General features: G+C 40.8%; 14 protein-coding genes. 3 read left to right on the top strand and 11 right to left on the bottom strand.

The features are described from left to right. Positions 1–177: 177 nt before the first annotated feature. From ACQKCP_RS10100 to ACQKCP_RS10125, 6 genes are all read right to left on the bottom strand, one after another. Entirely contained in the window at positions 178–891 is a 714-nt protein-coding gene (locus tag ACQKCP_RS10100) for a YidB family protein (RefSeq protein WP_427612232.1), read from the bottom strand. A gap of 241 nt (positions 892–1132) precedes the next feature. After that, positions 1133–1591: a hypothetical protein gene (locus ACQKCP_RS10105; RefSeq protein WP_427612233.1), complete on the bottom strand. Its 459-nt coding sequence runs from the start codon at positions 1589–1591 to the stop codon at positions 1133–1135. 52 nt (positions 1592–1643) lie between these two features. After that, positions 1644–1925 carry a succinate dehydrogenase assembly factor 2 gene (locus ACQKCP_RS10110; protein WP_057761419.1) on the bottom strand — a complete coding sequence of 94 codons (282 nt, stop codon included), beginning with the start codon at positions 1923–1925 and terminating at the stop codon, positions 1644–1646. Between the two features lie 126 nt (positions 1926–2051). Beyond that, entirely contained in the window at positions 2052–2945 is an 894-nt protein-coding gene (gene folP / locus ACQKCP_RS10115) for a dihydropteroate synthase (RefSeq protein WP_427612234.1), read from the bottom strand. A gap of 164 nt (positions 2946–3109) precedes the next feature. Beyond that, complete coding sequence (gene ftsH / locus ACQKCP_RS10120) at positions 3110–5005, bottom strand: ATP-dependent zinc metalloprotease FtsH (protein WP_057761422.1); 1896 nt, start codon at positions 5003–5005, stop codon at positions 3110–3112. Between the two features lie 401 nt (positions 5006–5406). Then, on the bottom strand, positions 5407–6039 hold the full coding sequence (locus tag ACQKCP_RS10125) for an RlmE family RNA methyltransferase (RefSeq protein WP_427612235.1): 633 nt from the start codon (positions 6037–6039) through the stop codon (positions 5407–5409). A 334-nt stretch (positions 6040–6373) separates the two neighbouring features. Between ACQKCP_RS10125 and ACQKCP_RS10130 the strand changes: the two genes are divergently transcribed. Both ACQKCP_RS10130 and ACQKCP_RS10135 read left to right on the top strand, forming a co-directional pair. Next, a complete protein-coding gene (locus ACQKCP_RS10130) occupies positions 6374–6685 on the top strand; it encodes a YhbY family RNA-binding protein (RefSeq protein WP_057761426.1) in 312 nt (103 codons plus the stop codon). A gap of 219 nt (positions 6686–6904) precedes the next feature. Continuing rightward, the gene (locus ACQKCP_RS10135; protein ID WP_427612236.1) at positions 6905–7678 is read left to right on the top strand and encodes a hypothetical protein; all 774 of its coding nucleotides are present in this window, start codon (positions 6905–6907) and stop codon (positions 7676–7678) included. Positions 7679–7833: 155 nt separating this feature from the next. Here ACQKCP_RS10135 and ACQKCP_RS10140 read toward each other — a convergent pair whose 3' ends face one another. Beyond that, positions 7834–8562, bottom strand: a complete 729-nt coding sequence (locus tag ACQKCP_RS10140; protein WP_057761430.1) for a CHAP domain-containing protein — start codon at positions 8560–8562, stop codon at positions 7834–7836. 249 nt (positions 8563–8811) lie between these two features. On the opposite strand from ACQKCP_RS10140, the gene ACQKCP_RS10145 reads away from it, so the two are divergent. After that, positions 8812–9327: a hypothetical protein gene (locus ACQKCP_RS10145; protein ID WP_165597662.1), complete on the top strand. Its 516-nt coding sequence runs from the start codon at positions 8812–8814 to the stop codon at positions 9325–9327. A 298-nt stretch (positions 9328–9625) separates the two neighbouring features. Here ACQKCP_RS10145 and lpxC read toward each other — a convergent pair whose 3' ends face one another. From lpxC to ACQKCP_RS10165, 4 genes are all read right to left on the bottom strand, one after another. Next, entirely contained in the window at positions 9626–10543 is a 918-nt protein-coding gene (gene lpxC, locus ACQKCP_RS10150) for a UDP-3-O-acyl-N-acetylglucosamine deacetylase (RefSeq protein ID WP_201548757.1), read from the bottom strand. A gap of 324 nt (positions 10544–10867) precedes the next feature. Continuing rightward, positions 10868–12073, bottom strand: coding sequence for a cell division protein FtsZ (gene ftsZ / locus ACQKCP_RS10155; protein WP_179797600.1), 1206 nt, complete (start codon positions 12071–12073; stop codon positions 10868–10870). A gap of 266 nt (positions 12074–12339) precedes the next feature. After that, positions 12340–13632 carry a cell division protein FtsA gene (gene ftsA / locus ACQKCP_RS10160; protein WP_057761435.1) on the bottom strand — a complete coding sequence of 431 codons (1293 nt, stop codon included), beginning with the start codon at positions 13630–13632 and terminating at the stop codon, positions 12340–12342. A gap of 164 nt (positions 13633–13796) precedes the next feature. Further along, positions 13797–14585, bottom strand: a complete 789-nt coding sequence (locus ACQKCP_RS10165) for a cell division protein FtsQ/DivIB (RefSeq protein WP_427612237.1) — start codon at positions 14583–14585, stop codon at positions 13797–13799. Positions 14586–14691: the final 106 nt, after the last annotated feature.

Raw genomic sequence — 14691 nt, forward strand, 5'->3', positions numbered from 1 at the left:
ATCACTGTTCCTGCCAAACGGTATTTATCGACAGTCATACTCTTGTGATGGACATAAAAAAGAGCACGTTATATGACGTGCCCTTTAATTAATACTGCCAGTCATTCTAATCTGTATAACTTTAAAGTATTTGATTAGAAATTTTCAAACTCAAAGCTGTCAAACTACTTGAACAAACTACTTAAAATTACCAAGACGGCTAGATAGCTGGCTAATGATTTGATCTATCTCTTCATTGGCCTCAGACTCATTATCCAGATTGCCATTAGGCGTTAGCTGATTCATTACCTCAGGCAACAGCTCAGCGAGTCCCTGTCTTACCTCAGTTTCATTAGCACCAGTATGAGCGGCTACTTGCTGAATTTCGTTTTCATCAAACAAACGGTTAATTTCTTTTGGATCTAAATTATCGTTTGCTTCGTTATTACTCATCCAAGAGCGTGCTTGACCTTCATAGCCCATACCAGTGATTTTTGACAACGCCCCACTCAAGCCGCCATTACGTTTGATCCAGCTAAGTACCATAGGCATCAATGCAGCAACGAGCATACCTTTACCACCAAACCCGCTATTAGTTCGCTGACCACCTAATACACTACCTAAAATATCACCTAATCCGCCAGCACCTGAGCTCATACCGCCGCGCTGACTACCACCCGTGAGACCACCAATAATGTCATCTAAGCCAAAACCATTATCTGCTTGACGGCTATTCTGTTGAGGGCTATAACCACCTGCCTGAATGCCACCGCCCAGCACACTACCTAAAATATCACCTAGTCCGCCAGTCTGCCGTGTTTCAGTACGTTGGTTAACTGGATTGCGCTGAGCGTCGTCTGGATTCATTGCACTACGTGCCACTTGGCTCACTAAATTCCCTAATAAGCTCATTATTTATTCCTCTTTTTATCGTATTGTTTAGTACAAAAATACTGCTAAAACTTATAAAACCTCATATCTGCCTACATTTTTTTTAATAAAAGGACAGCAGAATTACGAGTTTTACTCTCTATTTTTAATATAACAGATTTTAATATAACAAACCTTTTTGTCCTTTGAGATAGATATTTTGTTATGACGTGTAGAGTTTTCTCATCGTAAAAGGAAAAACTTAAGCTCCATAAATACTCAGTTATCTAGCATTACCCTTACTGATATTCGCTAAAATATTTAACTGTCGCCATTGCTCGTAATTTACTTGGTCGCGAAATATAGTAGTCGAAAACGTTCTTTGATAAGGTTCAACGATATTGAACTCGATACTCATCGCCCACTGATAGCGATTTATATCGATTAACTCTGCTTGCCATAACTCATCGCCGCGACCCGTTCGTATCAGTAACTGCCACTCTTTATCGACACGCTGACTGAGCGATGGCTGACTAATATGTAATAGTATCGGTCTCGATATAATCAGATAACTTGCGACCGCTGCCGAGACTGTTAAGATTAGTAAATACTGCCACAAAGTCAAAGATGCAAACCATGCTAATATCATCATAACGCCAGTCAAGCCTACATATAGCAGCGCGCGTAAATAACTGGCAAGCTTGATAGCTGTATCAATACGTAGCGAGGTTACTAGCGTCATATAAGCGTACCATGGGAAACGTTAGATATTGTACTGACCCGTTCCTTAAGACCTAAACCAAGTCTTTGGTATGACGCCATGTTTTTATCTTATTGACCAACGCCCAGATATCATCCTCTTCTGGACGATTTTGATTGGTAAAGTAATCAAGCAAGTCTGGGTCTTCATGAGTGAGCATTTCTGCAAATGTTGCTTGTTCAGTAGCATCTGCTGTCAGATACAGCTCTTTGACATAAGGATCAATATAAAAATCCAATTCTTTTAATCCGCGGCGAGCTTGATAAATGATACGGCGCTGCTCATTGGTTGGTTCTGGCTGAGTGGTACTAGTCATAAATTTACTCTTATTAATTGAGATAGTTTTATTGGTTTAGATAGTTTAAAAATAGACGTTAAGCATAGCGTATAGAATATTTATAGTCTTAAAATCTCACTATGCATTCGGACATGTAGAATGAAATTAACAACGATATGCTGACAGTTGACTCCATAAGGCCATTGCTTGCTGCATCATCGCCACGTTATGCGTACGAATGATACTTGCTCCTTGTTGTAGCGCAAACAACCCAGCTGCCGTTCCTGCCGAATCACGCTCTACCGCTTGCGTCGTACTCACAGCGTCAACTTCACTTTTAGTCAATACTTCTGCTAAAAACCGCTTACGAGAAATGCCAAACATCATCGGCAGCCCTAATGCTTGCAAGCTACTCAGCTGACTTAATAGCGCGCAATGATGTTCATAGTTTTTGGCAAAACCAAAACCTGGGTCGATAATAATATTGCTTCGTTTGACGCCGATGCTAACTACTTCGTTAATACGGTCAATCAGCTCTGTACTCACCTCATCGATCACATTGTCATACTGTGCTAGATTATTCATTGTCGTTGGCTCACCGCGCATATGCATTAGCATAACAGGTATATTAAGCTTAGCCGCCAGCTCTGCCGCACCAGTACGTTTCAATGCTCGTACATCGTTCCAAATGTCAGCACCTTCATTAAACGCTGCCTGCATGACTTCAGGACTGCTAGTATCAATCGATAACCAAATACTGTCACTATAGTGCTGACGAATGGCTCGAACCACTGGTACAACTCGTTGTATCTCATCATCAGTCGCCACAGTTTGCGCATTTGGACGAGTAGATTCACCACCTATATCGATAATAGTGGCGCCTTCCTTTATCATCTGCTGACAATGAGCGACGGCCTTATCTACTGCGTTAAACTGTCCACCGTCTGAAAATGAATCTGGCGTTACGTTCAAGATACCCATGATATGCGGCTGCGACAAATCTAAGGTTTTATCACGGCTAGATACTTGATAGTTGGGTAAAGATTGGAATAATGACATGAATAATCCATCACAAGTAAAATTTATAATGCAGCTTCAGTTATTGTTATCTATGCTTATGATACCAGTAAATCTTATAGGGTTCTAAACCCTTCATAAAATGATGACAATAAAAAAGCCCTTTATCATAAAGGGCTTTTTGTAAAACATGAATGTGCTAACACTTACATCGCTGGTAATGGTGGCGGTGTAGCACCAGTCGTTTTAACATCATTTTTAGATAAGTTTACTTCGTTATGCTGGTAAACTCTAGGTGGACGTGGTTCTTCACCTGCTAAGATATCTTGCAGTTGGTCACGATCAATGGTTTCCCAGTTCATAAGCGCATCAACCATTGCATGCATTTTATCTTGGTTGGCTTCAATCAATTCACGAGCGATATCATACTGCTCTTCTAGCATACGACGCACTTCTTCATCGACTTTCTGCTGAGTAGCTTCAGAGATAGTACGTCCACCACCGCCGAAATAGCCTTGTGAGTTATCGTCATCTTCGTACACCATGATACCAAGTGCATCAGACATACCGTACTTCGTGACCATTGCACGTGCCATTTTAGTAGCTCGTTCAAAGTCGTTCGAAGCACCCGTTGACATCTGATTGATAAACACTTCTTCAGCAATACGACCACCGAACAAAATAGCAATGTCGCTCAGCATTTTCGACTTATACATACTGGTTTGATCATGCTCAGGCAACTGCCAAGTAACACCAAGGGCAAAGCCGCGCGGCATAATGGTAACCTTATGCACCGGATCTGTACCTGGCAATAGCTCAGCTACTAACGCATGACCCGCTTCATGATACGCAGTTGCACGGCGCTCTTCTTCGCGTATAACCATGGATTTGCGTTCAGGACCCATATATAGCTTGTCTTTTGCATCTTCGAAGTCATTCATATCGACGCTAGTCTTATTGCGACGCGCGGCGAACAATGCAGCTTCGTTTACAAGGTTGGCGAGCTGTGCACCACTAAATCCAGGCGTACCACGAGCAAGAGAACTGGCATCTACACTGATTGTATTCGGCAGTTTCTTCAAATGAACTTTTAGGATTTGTTCACGGCCTTTGATATCCGGCAAGCCTACTTGTACCTGACGGTCAAAACGACCTGGACGCAGTAATGCTTTATCGAGCACATCAGCACGGTTGGTTGCGGCAATAACAATAACGCCTTCATTACCTTCAAAGCCATCCATTTCAACCAATAACTGGTTCAATGTCTGCTCGCGCTCATCATTACCGCCGCCCATACCGGAACCACGATGACGACCGACTGCATCAATCTCATCGATAAAGATGATACAAGGAGCGCTTTTTTTCGCCTGTTCGAACATATCACGAACACGTGATGCACCAACACCGACGAACATTTCAACAAAATCAGAACCTGAAATTGAGAAGAACGGCACTTTAGCTTCACCAGCAATAGCTCTCGCTAGCAAGGTTTTACCTGTACCTGGAGGACCTACCATCAAGATACCACGAGGAATCGTTGCACCCAGTTTGGTAAATTTATCTGGATCACGTAAGAACTCAACCACTTCAACGACTTCTTCTTTGGCTTCTTCACAACCAGCCACATCTTCGAAGTTAACGTTGATTTGATCTTCGGTCAGCATTTTTGCTTTCGATTTACCAAAGCTCATCGGGCCACCGCCTTTACCGCCAGCGCCGCCTTGCATATTACGCATAAAGAATAAGAACAGACCAATAATCAATAGAATTGGGAAGCTGGCTATCAGTAGTTGCATTAGTACGCTTTGGCGCTTTGGTGCAGTTCCTTGAACTTCGACTTGGTTCTCACGTAGCATTGGCATGAGCTGGTCATCTGACACAGCTGGTCTAATGGTCTCAAAAGATGAGCCATTTTTCTTTTCGCCGGTGATCTGTTCGCCGTCGATCTCGACACTGGCTACTTGGTTTTCTGACACTGCTGTCACAAACTCAGAGTAGTTAAGGTTATCCGGCTCAGAAGATTGATCAAAGCCGCTAAACACCAGCACCAAAACGCCGATTACCACCAGCCACAATAAGGTATTTTTTACCATGTCGCTCACTAGTTATTCCCATCCCTTACTTATTGGTGTGTTTATTAAACACGTGACGTCTATAAACGTATTGCTCATTTTTAACGAATACCCCGATAATAAAAAGCTGCTAAATTAAACTTATATGATTTATAGATAGCATAAAAATTGTTTTTATAAATAATCAGTATGAGATAAACATAGATATACGATCATTGAGCTTGTAAAACGCTTATTATCAGACGACTTTGCCTAAAACGTATGCTAAAAACAAAGGTAATATACCATGATATGTGGTGCTAACCCGTATAATTCAAGCAGGTTTCACGATTATTCCTTTAACAATTGACGCAGCTTTTATATCGCGATAATAACACTTTATGGTGGTTTACCCTCTCGCTTACAAGAGCAGCAACCTATTGATGTTAAAACTATTTAATCGCTATCCAAAACATCTCTTTTGAGCGTGGTCGTGACGCACCTGGCTTTATACTACGAATCTTACTAAAATCCTGCTGCATCTGCTTGCGTAATTCTTGTGTACCCTCGCCTTGAAACACTTTCATAATAAGTGCGCCACCTTCTGGTAAGGTTGCAAGCGCGAAGTCCACTGCTAGCTCACATAAGTACATCATACGTGGCTGATCGATAGAACTGTTCCCAGCCGTATTGGGTGCCATATCAGACAATACAACATCGACTTGTCTATCACCTACTTCTGCCATAATGGCGTCAAACACTTCAGCTTCACGAAAATCGCCCTGAATGAAAGTAACATCAGGCAAGGTATCCATCGCCAAAATATCAGAGGCAATCAAGATACCATCGTCACCTACCAATCGACCAGCGACTTGTGACCAGCTACCAGGCGCACTGCCCAAATCTACGACCGTCATGCCTTTTTTGATCAGGTTGGTTTTTTCATTAATCTCTAATAATTTATAAGCGGCACGGGCACGGTAGCCATCTTTGTGAGCTTTTTGTACATAATGATCGTCAATATGCTCTTTCATCCAAGCACTGCTGCTCTTTGATAGTTTTTTGTTTTCGATACGCGTGGCCAAAATACCTGCTCCTATTGCTTTACTAAATCTAGCTACTTTAATTGCTCTATCACTTACAAACTGATATTAATCCGTTGCGGATTATTCTAAATACGGTGTTAATCAGATTTTTTATTCATGGTTGGTTGCAAACTGACCAAATTCTATTGGTTAAATAACTGTTTTATAAGGCAGTAGCGTTTATAATGTACCAAACATTCAGTTTAACATTTTCGTCACGTAAAATCGTGCAAAATCCTGCTGATCTCATGCAAGATGGTCACAGATTATCTATAATGATCAATAACTGTTTTTGACAGTACCATTTTTATTTTTACCAACACTTAGGAATTCTATGCAACTCGATAACGCTACCATCAAACGTCTAAAAGGCATCGGTCACGAGCTAAAGCCTATCGTTATGATCGGCAACAAGGGTATTACCCCAACCATCACTGAAGAAATCGATCGCGCGCTAACAGATCATGAGCTTATCAAAGTGAAATTGCCTGCTGGCACGAAAGAAGAGCGTGACATCGTTGGCGCTGAACTTGCTAAAGCGGCTAATGCGTCTTTGGTTCATTCTATTGGTCGTATGGCATTATTACTACGTAAAAACCCAAATGCCAACCCAAAACTGTCTAACCTAGCACGTCACGCGCAGTAATATGTCATGACCGACTAGACTTAAGTGACTGGGTTTTATGTTCACTTATATCATAGCCAAACGATAATGAAATACAAAGGCCGCGACGCATTTTGCTCGCGGCTTTTATGTTTTTCAATAGTCTCGGTTATACTTACCATATAGTATTAGTACCCTTAATTAGTATAATTTCTCTTGTCACTATCACCTCTTTATTATTACCGTCGAGATGTACTCGTAATGAACCAATCTTTTAACCTCCGTCTAGCCACCGAAACGATAGCGAAAGATGCTCAGCAATTAGGCGTGTCTATAGAAGAGCTTGAGAATATCTCTATCGAAGTAAGTGCAGAGATCATCCAGCAACCAGCTTTACAACTAATGCTGACCTATCAAGTGACTCTGCCTAGCCAAATTCTAGCAAACCAACTCAATTGGTCAACATGGCAACAAACTCAAGTAAATTTCACTGATTACCTATGGGAAGAAACCTGCCTTGAATGTTTTATTGCTGGCAGTGAGATTGATGGTAGTAAAATTAATAATGAAAATATCGTAGCAACTCACCAGATAGAACCTCACAAGATACCACTTCAGCAAGCAACCGCTTATATAGAGATTAATGCGAGCCCTGATGGTCGTTATGCACTTTATCAATTTGAAAACTATCGTAACCCTGCGGCACTACCGCCAGTACCGTTGTATGAAACCGACGGAACCACGCGCGCATCTATTAATTGGCGTAACTGTAAAAAGCTAGTAGATATATCAGGGGAAAGCCATTTATCTAAAAACCCAATGGTAGTGCAGACACCTACTCATTATGAGCGCAGCTTTAGCCTGCCTATAATTCAACTACCGAATCAACAATACGCTATTGCAAACATGATGATCGAACAAATACATCCTTGTGTCATCCTATGGTTTGGCGAAACTGATTTATACTTTGCCTCGAGCCATGCCTGCCCTCCTGATTTTCACAATCGCGACTATTGGCCAAAATTTGAGCTTTGATTCGTTTATAGGAGCTGCACTCATTTAAATATAGCTATTCTTAGATATAATTATTTAAAGCACAAAAAAAACCCAGTAATGTCATAAAGAGCATTACTGAGTTTGGAGAAAACTTTAGTCTTATTTAACTGATACTTACTTCATTTAACTGATGTTTATTTGTCAGCCATCGCAAGGTAGATACCACGGTCTGATGCATCATCAACATACTGCGAATCACGCCATGTCGTATAGCTGTAGTTACCGCTATATGGGCTGATGCTGTTTTGACGGAAATCAGATACCCAATCATTGCCATCAAAAATCTGGATATGGCCATGTGGACGGCTTGACGTGCGGTTATAGACAACGACATCACCAACTTGTGGTGCCATGTCGTTACTGATCTTGGTAAAGCCAGCTTGGGCTAGCGTGCCACGAGAAGCGTACTGATAGGCTGAAGGGTTAGGCGTAAATTCGTAACCTGCTGATTGTAATGCTTTACGTACATAGCGAGCACAGTAGCCAGAGCTTCTAGATAGTGCGACTCGTGATGCATTTGCTGCTGCAATAGCAGGAGCAGAATTGCGGTCAGGTACACGGCTTGCTTGCTGCTGACGCTGCTCGTAAGACAAACGACTGGTCAGTGAAGCGAGTTGATATTCTTTTTGCTTAGCATGAGCGCTTAGGTTGTCAATTGCTTGACTGATCTCATCGTTGCTATATACATGTGCACCACTGTTAGTGCTATAGATGTTGCGACTAGAACCATAGTTCGCAGAAGTAGAAATATTTGTGATGGTATGACTCAAGGTATTATTTGGTTGAAAGGTTGTTTCGGCAGCACCACTCGTCTGTGCGATACCCATTCCCAATACTGACAAAATTAATAAAGCTTGTTTCATAAATTTACTACCTATTGTTAATACAAGTCTGCTCGTCATCCGTAACGAAGCATCAATTAATTTAGAGGATATAATCATCAAATAGACGTGATAAAATCCCTATTACAACGGTTCATTCTTTTCAAATAGCGACTAGTGCCAGTAGTACCTCCCACCTAGTCAACTATCTTATAAGCCATCTGCTATATATTGCTTTTAGCATGTCTGTTATGAGTATCGATTTTGTCACCTATTAGATGAGTACTTACGATGTCAAAAAAACAACCTAATCGGCTTGCCCAGCTTATAGATCATCAAGCATTTGCTGGTAGCGCGCTACCTCAAACCCTTGCTAACAACATGCGACTATATATAGAAGCAACCAACGAGATAAAAGAGCTATTGGTAGACTGTCTACCTGAAGAAATACTCAATACCTGTTGGGTTGTAGGCTTATCACCTGAGCAGTTGATATTAAGTGTTAGCTCAATGACAGCAGCAAATCATATTCGCTATTTACATAGCTCGTATTTGCAAATACTAACAGAGCAGTCAATTACATTTAAACAACTCAAGCAAATTCGCGTCGTTGTGGCTAAAAGCTCTGCCGATAATTATTCATCTAAACAATCATCAACATCATCACTGCACTTGCCAAATTCTCGTAAAGCCAATGAAAATCAGGCGCTTAGCCAGAACACAAAACGGACTATATCACAGGCTGCAGAGCATGTCACCACTGATGAAAATCTCAAAAAAGCCCTTTTGCGTTTGATAAATCATTAAAAATACCGACCTTTAAATGTAAAGTTATGTAAATAAGAGCAGGTGTTAGCATTGATAAAGATGGATTTTTGTAATGTATCAGGTAAAAAAAATCCTTCATTAGTTACATCCAGATTATGGATATAGCTAACGAAGGACTTAAAAACCATCTACAGCTTTTGTATTATGTGCCTTAACGGAAAATTCATATATTTATATAGACTATATATTCAAAATAAAGCATATTATATAAATGTAATTATGAGCCGTCTATGTAATATTGCGTAAATGTTTCGATACTTCCTGTATATTCCTGTATTTATCCTTCAATAGCCAAATCACTAAGTGGCAAATACTCGATAGGACAGGTTACATTGTCATCAAAAGTTACAATTTCAAAGTTATCTTCGTCAGACAGTATTTCACGTACTAATAAATTATTTAGAGCATGACCAGACTTATAGGCATTAAAACGACCTAAAATTGGGTAGCCAATCAGATGCAAATCTCCCAAAGCATCTAAAATTTTATGACGGACAAACTCATCGTTAAAACGTAAGCCTTCTGCATTAAGTATGTTGGCATCATCGATAACGATGGCGTTTTCCATACTGCCACCTAATGCTAGGTTATTTTGACGTAGCGCTTCTATATCACGTAAAAATCCAAAAGTACGCGCAGTACTTAATTGTTCGATGAAGTTCTGTGTAGAGAACTGCAACTGTGCATGCTGAAAGTTCTTATCAAACGCAGGATGATCAAAATCAATTTCGAAATTTAATTCATACCCTTCATAAGGACGTAGCTCTGCCCACTTATCTTCCAGCTTTACTCGCACTGGACGTATAATTTTAATAAATTTCTTGGCCGCTTCTTGCTCACAAAATCCTGCATCTAGTAAGAGCGCAACAAAAGGCGCAGCGCTACCATCCATAATTGGTATCTCTGAAGCAGAGACCCGAACTAACAGATTGTCTACTCCTAGACCAGCGATGGCACTAAGCAGATGCTCAACCGTCCCCACTCGCGTACCACCAAATACTAAGTTCGATGACATCATCGTGTCTTGTACTAAAAACGCACTCGCTGGGATTGGTTGACTACCTTCTATATCAGAGCGCTCGAAAACAATACCAGTGTCAATCGGCTGTGGATGAAACTCCAAGTCAACAGGCTGACCACTATGTAGACCAGTACCCGTAACGGCTATTGCTGTTTTTATGGTTCTTTGGTTCATGGTTGTCTTCTCACATATTTTGTTACAATTGACATAGTGTACCATTACCGACCCCTTATTCGCTATATATAAAAAGCGCTAATTTTCTTATCTCCTTGATTGATAACACTTATCGTCAACTTTCTATCGCTGATTTTTACTTCTTATGTCCTATTCAATGCTATAAAACAACGAGATTGATATAAGTTTAGACAGGCATATACATATAGATTACATAGAAGACTGTCATGGTTTTTCTTATAAAAATCGGCTCACCTTTCTTTAAACACAAAAAAGCCAACGTTAAAACGCTGGCTTTTTCTTACTCACAGTAAATTAGAATTACTATTTATTCTGTTGACGCTTTAAATAGTCTTGAATACTGTTTGTTTTAGTCTTAGGCTGCTCTTGAGGTGCATTTGCACTAGGACGTGCAACGCTATCTTGATGCTGCTGAGCTTGTAACTGCTTCTGACTGTTTAAAGCGCTGGTATGCACGTTAGGATCAACAGGTTGCGTGCTATTAACAGAAGGTACTGGCTGCTCTACTACTTCTGGCTCTTGTCCAGCATTTTCATCTAACGTTAAGCCAGTTGCGATGACGGTTACATGTAAGTCGTCACCCATTTTTTCATCAATCACAGAACCGTAGAAAATATGAGCGTCGTCGATATCAGTGATTTCTTCAACTATTGCACTGATTTTGCTCATTTCATCTAGTGACAATGACTCTGAAGAAATAACGTTAACCAGTAGACCTTTTGCATTTTCTAAACGCAAATCATCAAGTAGTGGTGATCTGATAGCTTTTTCAGTCGCTTGACGTGCACGATCATCACCGCTGGCACGACCAATACCCATCATCGCATGACCTTTCGCAGTCATCGCCGTACGGATATCGTTAAAGTCAATATTGATCATACCTTCGCTAGCGATGGTTTCCGCAATACCTTGAACAGCATGCAGCAATACATCATCCGCTTTTTTGAAAGCATCTTGCATAGAGATGTTGCCGTATACACTCATCAACTTATCATTCGGAATCGTGATAATTGAGTCGACAAAGTTAGTTAGCTGCTCAATACCTGCTTTAGCAGCTTTGATACGCTTACCACCTTCGAATTTGAATGGCGTAGTCACAACAGCAACTGTTAATACTTCCATTTCTTTCGCAATACGAGCAACAACTGGCGCTGCGCCTGTACCAGTACCGCCGCCCATACCAGCAGTGATAAATACCATATCTGAGTGCTCAAGCAATGCGCGAATCGCTTCTTCTTCGCTCTCTGCTGCTTCACGACCCACTTCTGGATTTGCGCCTGCCCCTAGACCACGGTTCGTTTTTGCACCTAATTGCAGTTTATGCGGTGCAGTAAGACGATCTAGCGCTTGTTTATCTGTATTGGCACAAACGAACGTTACACCTCTGATGCCTTGCTGTACCATATGTTCAACTGCATTACCGCCGCCGCCACCAACACCGAATACAGTGAAGCTTGCTTGGCCATTGTTTTGAAGCTGATTATCATCTGGCATGGTGTATTTTGACATAAAAAAGATTCTCCAGTTGCAGATAGCGTGTAAGTCGATACATAGTAACGCACTCATGTGGCGCGCTATCGACATACTATATATAAATGTATTTAAATAAAACAGGGTATGGCTAAAATCGATCAGTATAGACAATAATATGTCATTATCACTTAATACTTTATTTTTAAAACTAATTTATTCGCAATATTACTTTATTTTATTGCTTAACTAATTTAGAGACATTCCATAATGTATAGATGCTCTAGATATTCTGTTAAATAAGACTATAGTATTTTCTTTAAGACATTTGCAAACCGTTGACCCGCGCTCCGAAACACGCCTGATACGCGATTGTTTTGAATCGCTTCAGGTTCGCTTTTCTCGCTACGGCGGAATTGCTCACTCTGACTATATAACAATGTGCCAAAAGCCGTCTGATAAGCACGATCGTTCACTTGGCTATTTAGTAGCTTAAATGACTCGTCATTATCAAAATGATTATAAGCACTGATAGCAGGATGGGTGTTTGTTAGTACGACAGGCATTTTTAGTAGCTTTTTGGCAAAGGGTATCATACCTTTAATCGTACTACCGCCGCCAGTCAACACAATCCCTTTATCGATATAGCCTATCAAACCCGCTTCGTGTAATTGACGCGCTACTTCAGTGAATATCTGAACGTAACGAGCCTCAATAATACGTGCCAAGTTATAGATACCAATATTGATTTCGTCACCCGAGCCTTGAGGTTTAAACAAAAAGAAGGCGCTAGGATCGACACTATTAACATCAGCTGTACCATGAGACTTCTTCAGCTTTTCAGCTTCAATCATGGAAATACCAAAATCAGCTGAAATATCCATTGTCACTTCATGACTGCCTGTTGCTATACAATGTGTAAAAATCAGCTTATTCTCTTTATACACACAGATACTAGTCGTACTAGCACCGATATCTACTAAGCAAACCCCTTGTTGGCGTTCCTCAGTCATCAAACTATACTCAGCACTGGTCACTGCATCGAAAACAATATGATCAATGCCGACGTCACAACTTTGCAATAGCTTTTGGATATTCTGACGGCTGGCAACAGGCATCATCATCATGTGGTACATCACGGTGATATTGTGTGCCATCATCTCGATGACATCATCCACCATAAAATCTTGCTCATCAACATAGATACCTTGCTGACAGCAATGCATCAAATAATAGTCAGATGATAAATCACGCGATTTTGCATTGGCCAATGCTTGTACCATGTCTTTGGCACGTACAACTTCATCTTCTACTTTGACCTCTCCAGCACTGTTTTTGCTAGATAGCTCAGGGGTCGCAAGCGTTAACCAAACACTATGCACACGGCAGTTAGCGGTGTCTTCTGCTTCTTGAATGGCTTGCTTAATAGCACCTTGCAGACGTTCACGATGCTTTATTTGACCTTGATAAAAATCGCTGTTTTTAACTTGTCCTACGCCCAAAATACGAATGTCTTTTGCAGAGACAACATTGCCTATGACGACATATACTGCCGTGGCACTTAGATGGACAACAACCAGATTTTCATTATTTTTCATGGTACCAGACAAATTATCGCTAAATAGAAGAGCAAGTGATGCTCTTCTATTAAATCATTAAAAAAAGCGTTACTAATACGCTATGATGTTGTACATATTTTCTTCAAACTAAATAAACCGTATTAGCTCACATCGGTTATGCATAGATGTAGTGCTTACTTAGGCTATTCTGATTCAGCACTCTGTGTCACGTTCCAAGCGATGGTAAAGCCATTTTTGTATCGTAAATCTACAGACTGCATCTCATCTCGACGCGTACTTAACTGATTGCCAAGCAGTTGGCTTAAATTCAGTAGTTTTTGTGCCGTATTTTCATTGTCTACAATCACACGTAGCCCATTGTCAAAGCGAATTAGCCAAGTCATTCTCGGTGACAGAATGATATCTTCGACCTGCATACCAAGCGGTGCATACCAATCATTGACCTGCTGCATTTGTTGCATAATAACTGGTGCTTGAGACATCTCGCCTTGTAGGGTGGCAAAACGCTCTTGTGTTAAATCTCTACTATCAGCAGGAACAAACACAGCCCCTTTTGCATCGACCAAACGTTCTGTACCAAAATTGGCAACTGCCTGTTTGGGTAATGCGTTGACGACGATGCCACGTTGCCAATCACGAGAGATACTCACTTGGTCTACCCAAGCTAAACCCATCGTGATGTCGCGCAATGCTTGCAAATCAGAAGTAAAAAAGCTACTTACTTGTTGTTGTTCCATCACGTCTTGTAATGAGCGATATTGAGCAGCAGACAAACCTTGATTACTGACATAAATATTTGCGGGCGGCGCATCACGCAGCGCTTTGCCGCCCATCATTAATATTAGCACTAGCAAACCTAAGACAAGTACCATAAATAGATACTTTACCGTTGCCGGTATTTGGATCTTAGATTTTGGGCGACCGGCTTTATCACTCATCAAGTCAGTTACCTCGTTGACAGTTTGAGCCATAACGACCTTTGTCCCTATATTTGCATAAAACTGATCATGCTATTTATTGATATAAATCTGCGTATTTTTGGCAGAAGCTTATTAAGTCGATATGTTATCAAATTTT

Source organism: Psychrobacter sp. NPDC078631 (genome assembly GCF_050268165.1).
In the GTDB taxonomy this organism is placed as follows: Bacteria; Pseudomonadota; Gammaproteobacteria; order Pseudomonadales; family Moraxellaceae; genus Psychrobacter.